Consider the following 16968-nt stretch of genomic DNA (forward strand, 5'->3'; position numbering starts at 1 on the left):
CACTCAGCCATAGTGCTTTTAAATGCGCAAAAAAGTGACAAAAAAGGAGCGTATATACGCTCCTTTTATTCAATCTAACACATATTTATGACTAAGTTCTGTAAAGAACCTTCACCACATGCCAACCGAATTTTGTTTTCACAAGGTGTGGTACAAGCGTCTCGCCAGAGAAACAAACCTTATCAAACTGAGGCACCATTTGACCTTTTTTGAACTCACCTAGGTCGCCGCCCTTCTTACCAGATGGACAGGTTGAATGTTTCTTCGCTAGCGTTTGAAATTTAGCGCCCTTTTTAAGCTGCGTCATGATGTCTTCTGCTAGTTCTTTATGCTTCACCAAAATATGAAGCGCTGCTGCTGTTCTTGCCATGATAATTCTCAGTTTGTTGCTGCCAGTTTACTTACGACGATTACTTAGAACATCGCGAATGAACTGACTGTTGTAAATCTGTTTGCCGCTAACGGCTTATCGACATAAATTCATCGACAGCCAGCGTTTAGCGTGATTTTAACCCAAGAACCGCTATTCTTCACTCTATAACCGAAAACAACTGCCTTAAAGGCCATTAAAAACCGCATCGCGACTTGCTGCGGCTTCCATTTCCCTTTAAATTAATCCTTATAAATTAAGCGCGTATTAAGTAGGAGCCACTTATGGCCAAACCGATCAGTAAAGCGAGTCAGTCACAGGGAATGTTGATGTTCAAGTTGTCCCTCACTCAAAGTTTTGCGATTGGCACGCTTAAGGTCAGAGAAATCGTCCCTTTTCAGCCGATGACTCAGATCCCCTACTCCCATCATCACGTAATTGGTACAGTGACTATCCGCGACCTTACGGTTCCAGTTATTGATATGTCCGCTGCGATTGGCTTCCGTCCGATAACACCCGCTGAATACCAAGATTGTGTACTCATCGTCACCGACTGTTTAAGAACAGTTGTGGCGTTCTTGGTTCGTTCGATTGATAAAATCATTGAGTGCGACTGGAAGAGCATTGAATCTCCACCCACCAGTGTGGGTCGCAATGTGTTTGTTACCGGTATTACACGTTTTGAAGACCGTATTGTCCAAATGCTCGATGTGGAACTGCTGCTTTCTAAGATCTACCCAGCTTATGAGAATGCGCACATCCCAATGCTGACCGATGTAGAAAGGGAACGCCTCAAAGCGTTGAACATCTTATTGGTGGATGATTCCTTGATTGCGCGTAAACAGTTATCTGATGCCTTAGACAGCATCAACATCCCTTACAGCATATGTAACAACGGCTTAGATGCCATCGACCTAATGCGACGCCAAGCCAGCGCTGGCAATGCCATTGATCTTCTGGTGAGTGATATCGAGATGCCGGGATTAGATGGTTATGAGCTTGCATTTGAAGTGCAAAACGACAGCGCTTTAAGTCACGCTTACTGTATTTTGCATACTTCACTATCCAGCGAGATCTGTGTTGACCGTGCTAATCAGGTGGGGGCGCATGAAGCGCTTGAGAAGTTCAACGCGGGTGAATTAATCGAAGCTATGCTACGCGGCGCAAAAGTCTTAAACGGCGCCTCTACGGCTGCTTAGGCTCTGTTATAGAAGCTAAACCTGGCATAGTGCTCAATGGTTTAGCTTCTTAGTCTCTTCTTTCTTCAAATCTTAATAAGAATAGAGCTAACCGTTAGTCTTTGTTTTCTGGCATAGACTTTTTCGGCATAGAGTAGCTCTTACTCACAAATTCCACTTCCTCGACTTCATTCACATGATTGGTAAAAGAGGCCAATGCATAGAGAGTGTTCGCGACTAGGTTGGCGTATTTAAAAAGAATCGGGTCTGGCGACTTTTTGCTTTCATGATGTTCAATACTCACCAAAGCTCGCACAACTTTCTTAGCCTGACAACGACACAAGTGAAGTTCACTAGACACTCGGTGTCCACCGGGTAAGACAAAGCCTTTAACCCCCCCTTCTAACTGCTCACGGATACGATGATAATCTTGCTTGAGCTCGACCAATTCAGACTCGGTGATGGCAAGCTTACCGCGCACAGAGCCATTCAAATGGTAGATGTTTGGCTGCAAGCGTTGCAGGATCTCACGAACCTGAGGCTCTAGCTCTAAAGACAACACCAATCCAACTCGGCAACAAAGTTCATCCGACAAAATCTCAAAATCACAGATAGGACTGTCTTCATAAATAAACGGGTAACAGAACTCGTCCCAATCTCGACTTACTGGTTTCACGTACCGATCCTTACATATAAATAGTCATCAAACGCCAATATACCAAACTCTTTGATTTAGACATAAAAAAGCCCTCACATTGGAGGGCTCCTAAAGAAATCGATTAAACGAGATTACTCGTTAGATACTTTTTTGTGACCTTCTTGTAGGTGAACGAAATCCACCAGATCGTCGCCTGACACTTGGTATGCCTGACCAAAGCCTTTAACGAACAGGCCGTTCTCAGCTTTAAGGTTAAACAGAGAGAAGTCTTGAAGTTGGCTCAAACCATCAATGATTTCACCAAAACGCTCTTGCATCTGGCCAATCACTTGAGTCCAAAGTTCCGTTTCACGCTCCACAACACTTGCTTGAGCATCAAACGTTAAACGTTTACGTGCGTAAAGTTGCTTCGAGCTCTCTTCGTCTTCAATCATCATCAAAGAGACCTGAGGGTTCGCTTTCAAGTTGCGAGCATGACGAGCAATATCAGAAATTAGAACAAAGTAACCTTCTTGGTTCTGAACGAAAGGTGCGTAACTTACGTTCGGGCGACCTTCTTCATCAACCGTTGCAAGTTGAAGGGTACGGCGCTCTTGGCGAAACTCTTTGATTTCTGGACCTAGGCGACCTTGTAGACGTTCTTGTTTTACTTGCTGTTCCATGGGTAATTCCTTTCTTCACTTTCTCTGATTTATTATTTTTGCCCGAGGTTGAGCAATCATTAGCGAACTAAACGATCCTCGAGCATTGATGTCTTGTTTAAGCCAGTTGGCAACCCTATGTCAGATTACTGCTGATTATTTACTATTGACTGTACTTAAGCTTGTTCTTTTAACGCTTTGAAGCGTTCTACTTGGTCGGCAATAAGCTCACGCTTTTCGTTGCGGCCTAGGTAAATCTTAAAAATGTTCTCACCGGTTTCACTGAAGAAGCCGAAGTAATGACTTTCACGACCCATGAACGCCTTGCTCACCAAACCGATATGTTTAACGTTATCAAGTTTAAGGTGACCATGAAGCTCGCCCTCTTTGCCCATTAGGTTGTAGTAACCACGCGCTACCTTACCTTTCGGGAATGGCGCTTTAACTTCAAAGATAGAACCAAATGAATGCACGATAGTGGTCACAGGGCCCCAACCCACTAAACCTTCTAGAATCTCTTGAGCACGGCTGCCATCTAGCATTACCGCCATGTCGTTTGGAAAAGCAGCAACCACTTCAACCTCTGAAACACCTAGCTTCTCAGCAATTGCTGTTGCCAGTAGTTTTGGCTCTTCTTCTAAAATTAGAGCTACGCGTTGTTCTAGAGTTTCTGTCATTTCTAATGTTGTATCTGTCATTGAATATGTTCCGTATAAACGAGTAAGTTATAAACTAAAAATTCGATATTAAGCGTGCTTCAAACTTGCATGCGGGTGTACGCCCGAACCTGACGCTTTAGGCGCTGGGTGCATAGCTTGGTATTCAGCGTTAAGCACTTGAATCACACTCTGTGCTAGGCTTACCGCCCAAAAGCTGCCAGCAATAGTCAGGCTCAGATAATCTTCCGAAAGCTCAACTAAACCGTTATTTTCCCAATGTGCGAACAAAGGTTTTAGGTAGTCGAACGTATCTTGCCCCATAAATCTCGGTAGCGTACTTCTTCTAACAACACCAGAATCGAAACCTGCCTTTAATGTTGAGAAGATAGGCTCTAATGAGCTTTGCTTAGTCATCATGGCAATAGGTAATTGACCTTGCTTTATAGACTCCATGTAGCTGTCTAAAGTTCGATGCTGCATCACACCATGACCGCCGATGTTGCCACCAGCGCCACAACCAATGGGTAGAACTTCGGCATAAGTTTTCGCTAAGCTGTTGTAAATGCTGCGTTCGCGGTTATCACGAGTCCAGTGGTTTACGCTCAGTTGCTTGACCTTATTTTTTGCCATGAACTCCACAGCCGCCAAATACATGCTCGCCTTATCTGGCGTATTCGCAGGCGGTGGGATTTTTCCTTTCTCAACAAGATTAAGCATAGGTGCATTGCCCGCAACAATCAGTTGGTAGAGGTCAATGCCGTGTGCGCCAGTAGACATGTAGTCTTCTAAATCTTGTTGGAACACTTCGATAGATTGGTGTGGTAATCCGTATAACAGATCAAGAACGATTGGCGCTTGCTCGGTGCGGCTTAGTGAACTGATACGTTCTAGCACAACCTCTCGGTCATCTAGGCGCTTAGCACTACGTCGAACCTGAGTATTGAAACTTTGAATACCGAACGAGAAACGATTGAAGCCACCTTCAAGCGCACGATCAAACATCTCGTCACCAAATCGATTGATGCGCCCTTCCAATGTCATCTCAACATCGTTTGCTAGGGGGAAATATTGACGAATCGCTTTACCCAGCTGCTCAACTTGTTGAGGCGACAAATCGGTGGGAGTTCCGCCACCAATATAGACGGCGTGAAATAGTCCAGACTGAGCCCAAGGTGTTTTGGCTTTCTGCTTTAGCTCGACCATCAGTGCATCGAAATACTCATCCACTAATTTACGGCTTGCGGCATTTTGGAAGAAATTGCAGAACGTACAACGCACACGACAGAAAGGAATGTGGATATACAAGCAACGCGTATCCTGTTTTTTCCCTTCACTCAGCATCAGTTCGTCAAAGAGTTCTAACTTCTTACTGGGGTCGACCGGAATTGAACTTCCTCCGGCGTGTGCAGAATGCTTTTTCGCAAACGCAAAACGAAGCGGATCAGGGCTAGAAATGCCCAAGATTGATTCGTCAAATTTATAAATATTAGGACTCATATAATCTCTCTAAACACTTACATAGCAAAGTCTGGAAGACTATTCGCTAAAAACTGAGAGAATCATAAATACACGCAAATGATAATGCAATTGATAATTGATCTTATTTAGATTCTAAGCAATAATCCGATACAGAATTTTGATTTGGTAAAGGATTGATTGTGAACGTTCCTAGATATGTTATTGCAGGCGGTGCATCGTTAGTGATTCATGCCGCGTTGTTGTTTGTCGCTCAAGAATCCAAAGTATTTGCGATGCCTGCAGGTAGCCAATCGAACACGGTATCGATCAACTTCACTCCCAAGAGCACGCCTTCTCCAGCTCAACAAAAAACCACCACAGAGCCGGTTGAACCAGAACCAATCAAAGAAACGGTCTCACAAGCTGAACCTAAACCTGTCGAACCCAAGGCCGTTGAGCCAAAGCAAGCCAAACCGACGCCAAAGAAAAAAGCGATCACCAATAAGCCTCAACCCAAGAAAGTAGAGAAAAAGGTTGTTGAAAAGAAAGTCGAGAAGAAGCCGATTCAAAAGAAACCAGTGACTCAGAAAAAGGTCGTTAAGAAAGAACGCCCAGAACCAAAGTCCAAACCAACGCCTCAACCAGAAAAACTGGCCGACAAGAAAGTCGATAGAAATCTGGCCGAGTCTGCCAACAAACCTCAGGAAGTAAACCAAGGCGTATCAAACCAAGAGCCCGTATTAGTGACTAAGCCCTCTTTTTCTTCACGCCCCACACCACCGAATTACCCGCGCCAAGCTAGACGTCGGGGCGTTGAAGGGGTCGCAACTTATGAGGTCTGGTTAGACGCGGAAGGCAAACAAATCAAACAAGCATTAGTAAATTCATCAGGCGCACTAATGCTCGATAACGCCGCTTTAGATGCCATTAAACAATGGAAATTCTCACCTCACACTGTCAATGGTCGAGCGATTGCTCACCGTGTACAAATACCTGTTCGTTTTAGGTTGGATTAATCATGCAACAAATCAGTTACTTACAAGATCAACTTGGCTTAATGACTTGGCCTCTTCTTATCTGTTCAGCATTAACCGCAATGATCATCGCTGAACGAGTCTTCCAAGTCATGCTAAGCATTGGTGTTGGCAAACGCGCCATTCGCCGTGAACTCAATCAGATCTCGCCAACCAACAGCAAAGAGATTGAGGCTCTCGCTCAGTCTATTTCAGGTAAACGACCGCTGCTGTACAAGGGCGTCTCGATGTTGCTTGCTCACCACTCTTTTTCGAAAGGACTACGTGAAGATGCGGCAGGCATCTGGCTACAAGAAAAACGCCACCAGCTGCATGCAGGTTTAAGATTGCTTGGTTTAATCGGCGTGATCAGTCCACTAATTGGCTTGCTTGGTACGGTGCTTGGTCTTATTGAGATGTTCAAAGGTGTAGCTGCTACCACCGGAAGTATTACACCTAACGATCTAGCTGACGGCCTTGGCTTAGCAATGAGAACCACAGCTGCAGGTTTGATGATTGCACTGCCTGCGATCTCAGGGTCTCAACTGCTTGGACTTTGGGCCGATAGGGTTTTGGCGCAGCTAGAACATACTTTGAATTATGTGAATGTGTGGTTAGAAGGCATGTCGATTCAAACTAATCAGTCTGACGAAACTAAAGATTCATCATTAAACAAAGTCGCTGTCGGTGATGCGAGACAAGCATGATTAAAACGCCCCACTCATCTCACACACAGAGCCTAGCGCCGGACTTAACACCGCTGCTCGACATCATTTTTATCGTGATGGTTTTCCTGCTGCTGACAGCATCGGTGAAGTTGGAGTCATTAGAAGTCGAACTGCCGAGCTCTGATATTAAGAACGTTTCTGAAGTTCATAAAGATTCGATTAGCGTCAATATCTTAGACCACGAACCCTACTGGGCGATTAACGGCCAAGAGTACATCGACTGGGAAAACTTCAAGATTGCATTGCTAGAAGAAACAGGCACATCAGACAAGAAGCCGATCATCATTGGTGCAGATAAAGCCGCCAACGTTGAGAACCTAGTGAAATTGCTGTCTTTCCTTCAAGAGAACGGAATACCAGCGACTCAATTGCTCACTGAAGATGGCTAGAACAACTCTCTATTTTCATGAAGTTTGGCTCTTGATTACTAACACCAAAGAAGCAGAGCTAAACCTCTCTATCGATACGAACTCACAATGCGAACGGACTGCTCACTGAGAATCTTCGCGAAACAAGTAGATAATATAAAGAAATGATTATGAACAACTTAAACGTGCTCAATAAATTAACGACCAAGAGACATCTCCTTTCAGTAGCTGCAATCAGCTTGGTACTGACTGCGCCAACGGCAATGGCCAATGACGTAGAACAACCTCGAATCATAAGTGCGGGCAGTGCTGTGACTGAATTGGTTTTAGCTCTAGGTGCTGAAGAGCAGTTAGTGGCGATTGATGTGACCAGCCACTTCCCTCAAGGAGAAAACCTGCCAAAGATTGGTTATCACCGAAACCTGTCTGCTGAAGGTCTACTCGCCCTAGAGCCAACCACATTGATTGGCTCGGATGAAATGGGACCAGACAACGCTATCTCTCAATTAAAATCGGCAGGCATCGATGTAGAGATTGTTAACACTGAAGCAAACGTGGAAGGGCTATTAAAGCGTATCGACCAAATCGCAAAGATCACCCATACCGAAGACCACTCGCAGCAAGTGAAAACCGATGTGAATCAAAAGATCGCAGCACTGAAAGCGAACCAAGTACCAAGCAACGAAGCGAAGAAAGTTCTATTCCTGTTGCTGCATGAAGGTCGCCCTGCCAACGTTGCTGGCGGTGAAACATCACCAAACGCAATCATCGAGTTAGCTGGCGGTATCACCCCTGCCGCTCAGAGCTTAACGTCTTACAAGCCACTTTCAATGGAATCACTCGTTGAGATGCAACCTGATGTCATTTTAGTAAGCGGCCGTAGTTATCAAAAAATGGGCGGTGCTGATGCCATCCTGAAATCGCTACCTATGTTAGCGGCAACGCCTGCAGGTATGAACAAGCAAATCATTACCGTAAATGGCAGTGCTTTGGTTGGCGGACTTGGTCTCGAGAGCCTTTCAGAAGCTAAGCGATTAAACGCTCTTATCTACCCGCTATAACTCAACCACCCTATTTCTGCTATCGCTAATTCGCTTCCCTCACCAACTGACTCACGCTGTTGTTGAAGGAGGTCGAAGTTAGCGATAGATATTGAGGCCCTTTATGTTGTTACGCTCCGTCCCACTGAAAACGTCGATGTTAGCTCTAGGTGCAACCCTAGCTTTTGTCGCGCTGTACTCGATCACTGTTGGGCCAATGAACATTAGCTTAGCGGACAGCGCCACAAGCTTAATTAAACCAAACAATGACTTAGCACCTCACATCAACTTAGTGATTCAAGAAATCCGCTTACCTAGAACCATCTTGTGCATGCTGATTGGTGCGATCCTCGCCTTGTGTGGTGCTGTGATGCAGGGTTTGTTTCGAAACCCACTTGCAGAACCTGGCATCATAGGTGTGTCTGCGGGCGCAGCATTAGGTGCTGCACTGGCTATCGTTTTGTTCTCTGAGCTATCGCTTCAATACCCTGCTTTCATGAACTTTGCTGCGGTTCCTGTGTTCGCTTTTCTTGGCGGCGCTTTAACCACGCTGCTGGTGTATAAGCTGGGTACAGGTAAATTCGGCACCTCTGCCACCATCATGTTGTTGGCGGGTGTGGCGATCAGTGCGCTCTCTGGCGCAGGTATTGGCTTCTTGAATTTCATTGCTGATGACCAAATGCTGCGCGATCTTTCATTGTGGTCGATGGGTTCATTGGCGGGCGCTAAGTGGTCAGGAATTTTGCTGGCAGCTGTCACGCTCGTTGGCTTGTTTGTTGTTTTCTACCGCCAAGCGATGTCTCTAAATGCTCTATTACTGGGCGAGTCAGAAGCGCAACACCTTGGTATCCCAGTTCAAAAGCTGAAACGAAAGCTGATTCTACTGACGGCTGCGGGCGTTGGTATCACAGTTAGCCTGTCTGGCATGATTGGTTTTATTGGATTGGTTATCCCACATTTAGGTCGCATGTTGGCAGGCCCTGACCACCGAGTTCTGTTGCCACTATCAGCGGTACTAGGCGCACTGCTGCTAACCGCCGCAGACATGTTCTCACGTGTGGTACTTGCTCCGGCTGAACTTCCTGTTGGTATTGTCACTGCGATTATCGGCGCCCCATTCTTCTTATATCTACTATTTCAACAGAAAGGGAGAATCCTTTAATGTTTCCTTCAGCTTTAAAAGCGACCGATATCGAAGTGAAGTTCGGCAGTAAAGTGATATTAGATGGCGTTTCTATTGAGATTGAAGCGGGAAAGGTAACCACACTGCTTGGGCCAAATGGCGCAGGTAAAAGCACGCTGCTTAAAGCTTTGTGCCAAGAGATATCAAGCAACGGCGATATCCAGTATTTTGGACACAGCAAAGACAAGTGGCCTTCTCACAAGTTAGCTAAGCACCTTGCTATGCTTCCTCAACACAGCACCTTGACCTTCCCATTCTTGGCACATGAAGTTGTCGAGCTTGGTGGGATTCCTCTGCAAGAATCCAACAAAAAACTAACTAGCATTGCTAGCCAAAAAATGGATGTTGCTGATGTGACTCACCTGAGTGAAAGGCTTTACCCTTCACTATCAGGCGGTGAAAAGCAGCGAGTGCACTTGGCTCGAGTATTAACTCAGCTTCACCACTCTGGTGACCAATGTATTTTGATGCTTGATGAACCAACCTCTGCACTGGATCTTGCCCACCAGCACAACACCTTAAAGATTGCGAGAGAATTAGCCGATAACCACAATGCCGCGGTTATCGTGGTTTTGCATGATCTCAACTTAGCCGCGCAGTATTCCGATCGATTGGTGGTATTGAAAGATGGCAATTTGGTGTGTGATGGCAAGCCTTGGGATGCACTGAAACCTTCGATGATAGAAGATGTGTATGGTTACAAAAGTATCGTAGAAAAACACCCAACCATGAGCTTCCCTCAGGTTCACCCCGCACAATAAGTCCGATTAAGGAGCGACTCGTTTTGAGTATTCGTTCTTGATAACAATGACGTAATCCTAAGCCTCGATTTGTTCGGGGCTTTTTATTGGCTCACAGCCACTCTCTCAGCTTAAACTCAATTTTATTAATAACCACAACAGCAAGCACCAAAACGACTCACCTTGAGCATTTGAGGCTCTAGAAATGAACTCTACTTGTTAGGGTTACTTAGCTTTTAACACTGAAGAGAAAAACAAGCCGCGGGCGTAAGCATATAAAAAGAAAAGAAATAACATCATTCAGCAAACAGCAACATCGGTGTGGGATTGAGAGAAAAACGCACAAGAAGTGAAACGGCAGGCACAAAAAAAGCCCCCGCAGGAGCTTCTTTTATTGAGTGCTGATTATTGGCTCATACGAATCAATGATTTACCAATCAACCACTCTAGTTCTTTACCGCTAGTATCGCCAAACTGAGTTTCAGTCAGCTTGTATAGACGATCAATACCGTTTGCAGCGAACTCATGTGCGCTCTCAGCAGTAACGATATGATGGAAAAGCAAACGTAAGATTGCTAGGAACTCAGCGTCTTCAAGTGCTGCAACCCAGCTAGCTGAAAATGCGTCAAGGCCATTTTCGAAGTCAATGTGTTCCACGAACATCTTGAAAATACGACCGTCTAGAGCAGCAGTAAAATCCGTTTTCTTTGGAAAGTGATGACTTATACCTGTACGAGAAACACCCGTTTGTTGACTCAACGTCGTGTATGACATCTTGTCGTAACCCAATCTTAGTAGCTGGTCTACAACGGCATCCATGATTTTCTGGATCGTGATTTCTGTATCTTCTTTACTACGCTTTGGCATATTCAGGCTCTTCTCTTTGTAAATCCATCTAACTCAATCAAATGAAGTCAGAATGAAAATCGTTATCAGCATTATGTGAGCAAGGTATTTTTTCGCAAGTATTTCCATTAAATACCAACAAATACTTTGTACGAACAATTTTACAGTGCTGCCTCTTTGGGCACTTTGTCTAATTATTCTTCGAAAGTCACCTTACCTCTCTAAGTGGTTAATCTAAAATAACAACTTAGAATATCAAATACCCAACAATAAATTCATTGTATAAATACCTATCAAGCAATAGATAGTCTTATAAAATTAGTTACGACGCAACTAACTGAATGATATTCTAACAAATTAATGACACTGCTTATCAACAAAACATGAGATAGATCACATACATATTTGGCGACGCGAATGTACACATTCATTTAACCCCTTCAACAAACAACATAGCATACCAGTATAAATTAGTTCAAAGATTTTAATTTTTGTAGATACAGTTCAAATTGCTCGTTAGAATAACCTCAGACTTTGTAAGAGGATTATTGTTATGAGCCAAGATATTGGTAACAACGATGTATGTGAGGCTTGCGGCTGTGCAGGCGAAATCGGGTTCATCATTAAAGAAGGCGACGATGTTGCTGAAGTAACGGTTTACGGAAACTCAAAAGCACTTATTGAAGCTGAGTTTGCTAAGTACGTTGAACTTGCTAAACAAGTGTCTAGCAACGTTGAATTTGAAGCATCAGAGATGACTGAAGAAAGCACAGAGTTGAACGCTCGCTTTAAATTTGAAGTTAGCGCTGAGAAGATTATTTTTGAACTTAAGACTCGCTCTCTAGCGCGTTAATATAAGCATTTATATTCTTATTAAAAGACGAGTTGAATTACTCGTCTTTTTTTAATTGAACCCAAGCCAGTGAACCATTTTGCTCAAAATCATTTTCTGCAGCGCACTGAATCACTACGCCCCCCACCTCTAACACTGCCCCAATGCTATAAGCCTTGTCATCGTAATAACAAACTCGTTGCTGTTGACCGCCTTGTGTCACCACCACTGCAGCTTTACCGGGCGTTGAAATTACTTTGTTGGCACTCGCAGACATTGAGCCAAACATTGAAGCGGCTATCAGAAATACCTTAATAATTCGTATATTTACTCTAATCATTGATTTACCTATCATCTTTGCTCCATTCCTCGTTAATCTACCGCCAAATGGGTAAAACACTATGCGAGATTAATTTTTCCATTATAGTGTAAGCGTCTATCGTAATAAGAAGCCTGTTATGCTCAGAATAATTGCACTTATTATTGGTTCCTTAACCATAACAAATGTCAGTGCTGAACCACTCGATCACTATCAAATATTGAACCATCTCGATAATTACGGAAACTTATATCTACGAAATAAGCCTTATACATCACTTCCAACTGGCTTGGTGGTAGATGGTAATCTCAATATAGAGAACACGGCGATCACACGCCTACCCAAAGGGTTAGAAGTGAACGGCAGCCTTAAAGGCTCTAACAGCCAACTCGCTCGAGTCCCGAGCGGGGTTAAGATAAAAGGTTACGTCGACTTGATTGGCAGCCAAATCACCAGTTGGCCAAGAGGAGTAAGAGTGGGCGGTTTTATCAACCTCACCGATACTCCACTGGAAAGGCTACCGAATGGCTTTAGGGTGAAAGGCGATCTGAGCGTGATCCGCACTCCTTTAACCGAGCTACCCAACGGGATCGTGATTGATGGCGACCTTTATATAGGCGGTTCTGGAATTACAGCATTCCCCGAGACTATGACTGTCAGAGGCAACATCTATCTGGGCGGCAACACTGTAACCACATGGCCAACCAATCTAGATCTCGGTGGCGCTGTCGCACGCTAATTCAGACTAATGCTCTAATGCTCTAATGCTCTAATACGTTAATGCTCGATCGCAGCAGCAAGGAGCGGTTCAGAAACAAAAAAGGAGCCTAAGGCTCCTTTTCAATTCAATCAAGTTGCTAATCAACTAGCAAGCTAACTAACGCTCGTTAACCAATGTTCTTCACTGGATTCGCGTAGCTATCGATCAAGTACTGACGCGCACCTTGTGGCAGGCTCGATAGTTTAGCTTCAAACTCTTGTTTAACGGCCGCTGTAATCGACTCATCTTCTTTTTCTGCTGCCAGCAAGTTTACTGGGAACAGTTTGTAGTTATCGTGGATCTGACGATCGATCTCTTCAGCAAGCGCTTCAGGGGTATCAAAATCTTGGTCGATAACCTGACCGAAGCCAACGTGAACGCGTCCTTTATTACCGATGATGCCTTGAATGATACTTTCGATATCTTCAAACTCACCCTTTTCGTAACTGCCGTTTACGTCTTTCTCGAAAAGCTCTATCGCTTTAGCTGTGTCACATGGGTCGTTCTCGTAAGAAATAGCCACAGGAACAATCTTCAATGACTTCACGTATTCAGGGAAAGCAATTTTTTGCTTACGTCCTTCAACGTGGAACATTTTCAAAATTGCTGGCTCAGTAAAATCGTTACCGTCTTTCGCACGACCTTCCTTTTGAGCGATCCAGATTGAGTTGCCCGTTTCTAGAGAGTGCTTAATGTAAGAAGACAACTGCCCTAGCGCTTTCATCATCTCACGCGGTCCTTTCAAAGAACGCTTTACGATGAAGCTCTTGTTTAAACGCATCAATTCAGTCGCACATGGCTTTTTCAACAGGTTGTCTCCGATAGCGATACGACAAGTCTGATGATTATTTTGATGCAGAGCGTAATTTACTAACGCAGGATCCATAGCAATGTCACGATGGTTTGATACAAACAGATAAGCTTGGTTCGCATCCAGTGACTCGATACCCGTGTACGTCACACCGTTAGTGGTTTTCGCTAACGTGTCGCGTAAGTACTTTTTCACTTCAATCTGAATGGATTCAACGCTAGTCAGCTTGCTCCACTTCATTTTTAAGTACACACGCAAAATCGGGCTCATTAATGCTTTGAACCAAGACGCATGGTTTGAAAAACGGTAGTGCAAGATTGCACTGATAAATTCTTCATCATTAATAAGACGGTTTAGTGCCGCTGGAATTTCATCATCGCCGTAAGGACGAATATCAACATATGGATCGGTTGGAGAGGTCATTTTTTAATTCATATAATAAAAAGCTGGCTCATTCTACGCGTTGTTTTGACTTCTCGCAGCTACAGAGCCCATACTTTTGACAAGGTCAGACCAGAAACATTGAAAATCCCCTGTTATTGTTGGCATTCTTTAAGATTAACGGTAATCTTGACGCCCCAAAATTAAGGTACTATCTATGAACTTCGCTATTGAATATACATCGGCTTACTTTTCACACTTGGTGATCACACCACGCAAGAAAGTACTTAAACATAGCCTTGTATCGGTTCAAAGTGGCTTGGTTTTGATTAAGTTAGGCAAACAAGAGTATGCCGTTGAACCAGGACAAAGCGTCTGGATTCCATACGACTGCCTAACGTCACTGACCTACTTTCCAAACACTCAGGTTAACCGTGTCGATTTTTCTGTTCGTTTGACGGATTCATTCCCAAGACAAGCGGGTTACATCACGCAAACCAACCTCTCTTCGGCACTACTAGAAAAGCTAGAACAAACCAAAGCTCGCGCTTCTAATGCCAATAATACGGAACAAGCGTTTAAAGATATGCTTTCTGTATTGAAGCAAGAAGTGTTGTCGTTTAAACCCCTGCTTTGCGAAAGTGCTCTTTCTCAGCGATTCAATCAATGGAACATTGATGACTCAAACTTGCCACAAGAGCACACTCTGGTGATGGTGATGCGAGAAGCGAAGAAACGCATGCAGTCAGGTCAAAAACGTTCACTTGTGATTGATGATCTGTTCTCAGGTAAAGAAGAAGAGTTCGAGCAACTGTGTATGCTTGTTTTTGGTGAAGATTTATAGCTTGGCGGAAAGTGAGTGCTGGTATTAAAACTCGCAAGCCAGATACTAAAAAGCCGCAAAAACTGAGTTTTTGCGGCTTTTTTAATTCTTACTATTTAGACGTAGATAGCAATCTATCTGTGTATCTGCCTGTCTAAAATGGCAACTCAACCTGCATCATTAGGTCGGCGTCACGTGAGTCGTGCCAACGATAATCAAAGCGCATACGCGGCTGCCCTTCGACTTTCTCGCCAAAACCGATGCTGAGTTGAAGACCATGATTCATCAACCACTCTTCAGTCGACATATCATACTGCTCATCTTCAAGGTCTTCTGGAAACCACATACCCAAGCCAACATAGTTTGACTCAATGCTTTGTGTCAGCAATGGCGAGTCTTTGGTTTGAAGAACCCAGTCAGACCAATAGTCCGGTGTGCTTTCCGGTTCATCATCGCTCAGCCCACTGATTTCCATCATACGTTGGCCAAAAGACTCAATGCTCGAAGAAAAGTCCAAACAGTTGTCGTCATCAGAAGTCAGCATGATCGAATCTAAGCTAAAAAAATCACACTCAGCATACGCAGGCATACTACATGCTGCCATGATCAACGTCGCTGATATCGCGCTCTTTAGCATAGTCCTCTGACCTCTTGATTAGTGAACTTACATTATCTGATACAGTCCACTATCTTGCAACATCTTTGTAACTGACTTTGTACTCAGTTTTGCAACATCGCTTCCACTTATCAGTGCATTACGTATGTCTGTGCTGCGAATTTTCACTTTTTCAGGGCAAGCCATTACAGACCACTGCTCGGTAATCTCATCTGATTTATAGAAAGATGAGAACTTAAAGAAGTTATCTGGGCCAATAACAAACGTCAGTTCAGCGTCACGATGTAACTTTTGCAGTTCACTGAGTACAGCAAAAGTCGTCACGCTTTCGCCGGGTGTAAATAGGCTCTTTTCGATCAAAGAAAGCTCCACTTGATCCAGTGAAAGATCGCTAATAAATGCGTTAACTAACTGACATCTCATATCAAAGTCTAGCATCTCTTTTCCCCAAGCATGGGCAATACTTGGAACGAGTAGAATTTTGTCAAAGTGAGCCAACGAATCAATCACACTTTTGTGCCCTAAGCTCGGTGGATTAAACGCACTACCGAAAATGGCTATTTTTTCCATTGTTTATTACTGCCTTCTCTTTCTAAGCTTGTGCAAAGAGGTTTTTAAATCGGATGATTTAGGTATGATAACACTAGATTTTTAATTTGCTTGCAGGAAAGGAATACGAATGGAACAGTTAATTCGTGACGAAATGCGCGTACTACCTTCAATTGACCCTCACTTCGAAGTGACTCGTCGTGTGGACTTTATTAAAACGAAACTTCAGCAGTCAGGCTGCAAGTCTCTGATCCTTGGTATCAGTGGCGGTGTAGACTCAACGACCTGTGGCCGCTTGGCACAGATGGCCGTGGATAGCCTGAATGAAAACTCTGGCAGCAACGACTACCAATTCATTGCGGTTCGCCTACCTTACGGCGAACAAAAAGATGAAGATGAAGCACAACTTGCTCTCTCTTTCATCCAGCCTTCTCAATCTGTTTCTGTAAACATCAAAGCGGGTGTTGATGGGCTTCACGCAGCATCTCACGTTGCACTTGAAGGTACAGGTTTACTACCAACAGACTCAGCAAAAATCGACTTTGTTAAAGGTAATGTGAAAGCTCGCGCTCGCATGATCGCGCAATACGAAATTGCGGGTTACGTTGGTGGTCTTGTGATTGGTACTGACCACTCAGCAGAAAACATCACTGGCTTCTACACCAAACACGGTGACGGTGCATGTGATTTAGCGCCTTTGTTTGGCCTGAACAAGCGTCAAGTTCGTGAACTTGCAGCAACGCTAGGTGCGCCAGAGCTATTGGTTAAGAAAGTGCCTACTGCCGACCTAGAAGAGCTTGATCCACAGAAAGCCGACGAAGCAGCATTGAACCTTTCTTACGACCAAATCGATGATTTCCTTGAAGGTAAAGAAGTCCCTCAAGACGTGTCAGACCGCTTAGTAGGCATCTACAAAGCAACACAGCACAAGCGTCAACCGATCCCAACGATCTACGATTAATTGTTTGAATTAATCTTAGAATCAAAAAGGCCGG

The 16968-nt window shown here is 44.2% G+C and carries 21 protein-coding genes; 11 read left to right on the plus strand and 10 right to left on the minus strand.

The annotated features are described in order from the left end of the window. Positions 1–91: 91 nt before the first annotated feature. A complete protein-coding gene (gene ppiC / locus AB6D06_RS15675; RefSeq protein ID WP_258185064.1) occupies positions 92–373 on the minus strand; it encodes a peptidylprolyl isomerase PpiC in 282 nt (93 codons plus the stop codon). Between the two features lie 281 nt (positions 374–654). Between ppiC and AB6D06_RS15680 the strand changes: the two genes are divergently transcribed. Continuing rightward, a complete protein-coding gene (locus AB6D06_RS15680; protein WP_017062751.1) occupies positions 655–1569 on the plus strand; it encodes a chemotaxis protein in 915 nt (304 codons plus the stop codon). A 94-nt stretch (positions 1570–1663) separates the two neighbouring features. Here the strand turns inward: AB6D06_RS15680 and AB6D06_RS15685 are convergent, their stop codons facing one another. From AB6D06_RS15685 to hutW, 4 genes are all read right to left on the minus strand, one after another. Beyond that, complete coding sequence (locus AB6D06_RS15685; RefSeq protein WP_017062752.1) at positions 1664–2224, minus strand: ATP:cob(I)alamin adenosyltransferase; 561 nt, start codon at positions 2222–2224, stop codon at positions 1664–1666. Positions 2225–2337: 113 nt separating this feature from the next. Continuing rightward, the gene (gene hutZ / locus AB6D06_RS15690) at positions 2338–2868 is read right to left on the minus strand and encodes a heme utilization protein HutZ (RefSeq protein ID WP_004731858.1); all 531 of its coding nucleotides are present in this window, start codon (positions 2866–2868) and stop codon (positions 2338–2340) included. A 155-nt stretch (positions 2869–3023) separates the two neighbouring features. Continuing rightward, positions 3024–3545 (minus strand): heme utilization cystosolic carrier protein HutX, encoded by a 522-nt coding sequence (hutX, locus tag AB6D06_RS15695; RefSeq protein ID WP_372110940.1) that lies wholly within the window; start codon positions 3543–3545, stop codon positions 3024–3026. A 48-nt stretch (positions 3546–3593) separates the two neighbouring features. Next, the gene (hutW, locus tag AB6D06_RS15700; RefSeq protein WP_372110943.1) at positions 3594–5003 is read right to left on the minus strand and encodes a heme anaerobic degradation radical SAM methyltransferase ChuW/HutW; all 1410 of its coding nucleotides are present in this window, start codon (positions 5001–5003) and stop codon (positions 3594–3596) included. 161 nt (positions 5004–5164) lie between these two features. Here hutW and AB6D06_RS15705 point away from each other — a divergent pair, with 161 nt between their 5' ends. From AB6D06_RS15705 to AB6D06_RS15730, 6 genes are all read left to right on the plus strand, one after another. After that, positions 5165–5980, plus strand: a complete 816-nt coding sequence (locus tag AB6D06_RS15705; protein WP_372058176.1) for a TonB family protein — start codon at positions 5165–5167, stop codon at positions 5978–5980. A 2-nt stretch (positions 5981–5982) separates the two neighbouring features. After that, positions 5983–6684 carry a MotA/TolQ/ExbB proton channel family protein gene (locus AB6D06_RS15710; RefSeq protein WP_017087354.1) on the plus strand — a complete coding sequence of 234 codons (702 nt, stop codon included), beginning with the start codon at positions 5983–5985 and terminating at the stop codon, positions 6682–6684. After that, positions 6681–7094: an ExbD/TolR family protein gene (locus AB6D06_RS15715; protein WP_372099844.1), complete on the plus strand. Its 414-nt coding sequence runs from the start codon at positions 6681–6683 to the stop codon at positions 7092–7094. Before AB6D06_RS15710 ends, AB6D06_RS15715 begins: the two co-directional genes overlap by 4 nt. Before the next feature lie 149 nt (positions 7095–7243). Beyond that, complete coding sequence (locus AB6D06_RS15720) at positions 7244–8134, plus strand: hemin ABC transporter substrate-binding protein (protein WP_372110948.1); 891 nt, start codon at positions 7244–7246, stop codon at positions 8132–8134. 103 nt (positions 8135–8237) lie between these two features. Further along, entirely contained in the window at positions 8238–9275 is a 1038-nt protein-coding gene (locus AB6D06_RS15725; RefSeq protein ID WP_372110950.1) for a FecCD family ABC transporter permease, read from the plus strand. Next, the gene (locus tag AB6D06_RS15730; RefSeq protein ID WP_050620596.1) at positions 9275–10057 is read left to right on the plus strand and encodes a heme ABC transporter ATP-binding protein; all 783 of its coding nucleotides are present in this window, start codon (positions 9275–9277) and stop codon (positions 10055–10057) included. Before AB6D06_RS15725 ends, AB6D06_RS15730 begins: the two co-directional genes overlap by 1 nt. Positions 10058–10441: 384 nt before the next feature. Here AB6D06_RS15730 and AB6D06_RS15735 read toward each other — a convergent pair whose 3' ends face one another. Then, positions 10442–10903, minus strand: a complete 462-nt coding sequence (locus tag AB6D06_RS15735; protein ID WP_017062760.1) for a TetR/AcrR family transcriptional regulator — start codon at positions 10901–10903, stop codon at positions 10442–10444. A gap of 532 nt (positions 10904–11435) precedes the next feature. Here AB6D06_RS15735 and AB6D06_RS15740 point away from each other — a divergent pair. Further along, a complete protein-coding gene (locus AB6D06_RS15740; RefSeq protein WP_048609733.1) occupies positions 11436–11735 on the plus strand; it encodes a YfcZ/YiiS family protein in 300 nt (99 codons plus the stop codon). 37 nt (positions 11736–11772) lie between these two features. Here the strand turns inward: AB6D06_RS15740 and AB6D06_RS15745 are convergent, their stop codons facing one another. Next, a complete protein-coding gene (locus tag AB6D06_RS15745; RefSeq protein ID WP_052878733.1) occupies positions 11773–12069 on the minus strand; it encodes a YnjH family protein in 297 nt (98 codons plus the stop codon). 103 nt (positions 12070–12172) lie between these two features. Between AB6D06_RS15745 and AB6D06_RS15750 the strand changes: the two genes are divergently transcribed. Next, complete coding sequence (locus tag AB6D06_RS15750; protein ID WP_102427986.1) at positions 12173–12772, plus strand: hypothetical protein; 600 nt, start codon at positions 12173–12175, stop codon at positions 12770–12772. Positions 12773–12920: 148 nt separating this feature from the next. On the opposite strand, the gene AB6D06_RS15755 is transcribed toward AB6D06_RS15750, so the two are convergent. Continuing rightward, positions 12921–14027 carry a 1-acyl-sn-glycerol-3-phosphate acyltransferase gene (locus AB6D06_RS15755; protein ID WP_017067956.1) on the minus strand — a complete coding sequence of 369 codons (1107 nt, stop codon included), beginning with the start codon at positions 14025–14027 and terminating at the stop codon, positions 12921–12923. A 175-nt stretch (positions 14028–14202) separates the two neighbouring features. Between AB6D06_RS15755 and AB6D06_RS15760 the strand changes: the two genes are divergently transcribed. Then, positions 14203–14829 carry a hypothetical protein gene (locus AB6D06_RS15760; RefSeq protein WP_017064307.1) on the plus strand — a complete coding sequence of 209 codons (627 nt, stop codon included), beginning with the start codon at positions 14203–14205 and terminating at the stop codon, positions 14827–14829. A 133-nt stretch (positions 14830–14962) separates the two neighbouring features. Here AB6D06_RS15760 and AB6D06_RS15765 read toward each other — a convergent pair whose 3' ends face one another. Beyond that, positions 14963–15445 carry a hypothetical protein gene (locus AB6D06_RS15765; protein ID WP_017067427.1) on the minus strand — a complete coding sequence of 161 codons (483 nt, stop codon included), beginning with the start codon at positions 15443–15445 and terminating at the stop codon, positions 14963–14965. A gap of 27 nt (positions 15446–15472) precedes the next feature. Next, positions 15473–15994, minus strand: a complete 522-nt coding sequence (locus tag AB6D06_RS15770) for a nicotinate-nicotinamide nucleotide adenylyltransferase (protein WP_372099854.1) — start codon at positions 15992–15994, stop codon at positions 15473–15475. 109 nt (positions 15995–16103) lie between these two features. On the opposite strand from AB6D06_RS15770, the gene nadE reads away from it, so the two are divergent. Further along, positions 16104–16934, plus strand: coding sequence for an ammonia-dependent NAD(+) synthetase (nadE, locus tag AB6D06_RS15775; RefSeq protein ID WP_017062768.1), 831 nt, complete (start codon positions 16104–16106; stop codon positions 16932–16934). The last annotated feature ends 34 nt before the right edge of the window (positions 16935–16968 follow it).

Source organism: Vibrio sp. 10N.239.311.G01 (assembly GCF_041465805.1).
Classification (GTDB): Bacteria; Pseudomonadota; Gammaproteobacteria; order Enterobacterales; family Vibrionaceae; genus Vibrio; species Vibrio crassostreae_C.

Coding starts and splice junctions, on each gene's coding strand:
- AB6D06_RS15680 (WP_017062751.1), top strand. CDS start 655: ATGGCCAAACCGATCAGTAAAGCGAGTCAGTCACAGGGAATGTTGATG.
- hutZ (WP_004731858.1), bottom strand. CDS start 2,868: ATGGAACAGCAAGTAAAACAAGAACGTCTACAAGGTCGCCTAGGTCCA.
- hutX (WP_372110940.1), bottom strand. CDS start 3,545: ATGACAGATACAACATTAGAAATGACAGAAACTCTAGAACAACGCGTA.
- hutW (WP_372110943.1), bottom strand. CDS start 5,003: ATGAGTCCTAATATTTATAAATTTGACGAATCAATCTTGGGCATTTCT.
- AB6D06_RS15710 (WP_017087354.1), top strand. CDS start 5,983: ATGCAACAAATCAGTTACTTACAAGATCAACTTGGCTTAATGACTTGG.
- AB6D06_RS15715 (WP_372099844.1), top strand. CDS start 6,681: ATGATTAAAACGCCCCACTCATCTCACACACAGAGCCTAGCGCCGGAC.
- AB6D06_RS15720 (WP_372110948.1), top strand. CDS start 7,244: ATGAACAACTTAAACGTGCTCAATAAATTAACGACCAAGAGACATCTC.
- AB6D06_RS15725 (WP_372110950.1), top strand. CDS start 8,238: ATGTTGTTACGCTCCGTCCCACTGAAAACGTCGATGTTAGCTCTAGGT.
- AB6D06_RS15730 (WP_050620596.1), top strand. CDS start 9,275: ATGTTTCCTTCAGCTTTAAAAGCGACCGATATCGAAGTGAAGTTCGGC.
- AB6D06_RS15735 (WP_017062760.1), bottom strand. CDS start 10,903: ATGCCAAAGCGTAGTAAAGAAGATACAGAAATCACGATCCAGAAAATC.
- AB6D06_RS15740 (WP_048609733.1), top strand. CDS start 11,436: ATGAGCCAAGATATTGGTAACAACGATGTATGTGAGGCTTGCGGCTGT.
- AB6D06_RS15745 (WP_052878733.1), bottom strand. CDS start 12,069: ATGATAGGTAAATCAATGATTAGAGTAAATATACGAATTATTAAGGTA.
- AB6D06_RS15750 (WP_102427986.1), top strand. CDS start 12,173: ATGCTCAGAATAATTGCACTTATTATTGGTTCCTTAACCATAACAAAT.
- AB6D06_RS15755 (WP_017067956.1), bottom strand. CDS start 14,027: ATGACCTCTCCAACCGATCCATATGTTGATATTCGTCCTTACGGCGAT.
- AB6D06_RS15760 (WP_017064307.1), top strand. CDS start 14,203: ATGAACTTCGCTATTGAATATACATCGGCTTACTTTTCACACTTGGTG.
- AB6D06_RS15765 (WP_017067427.1), bottom strand. CDS start 15,445: ATGCTAAAGAGCGCGATATCAGCGACGTTGATCATGGCAGCATGTAGT.
- AB6D06_RS15770 (WP_372099854.1), bottom strand. CDS start 15,994: ATGGAAAAAATAGCCATTTTCGGTAGTGCGTTTAATCCACCGAGCTTA.
- nadE (WP_017062768.1), top strand. CDS start 16,104: ATGGAACAGTTAATTCGTGACGAAATGCGCGTACTACCTTCAATTGAC.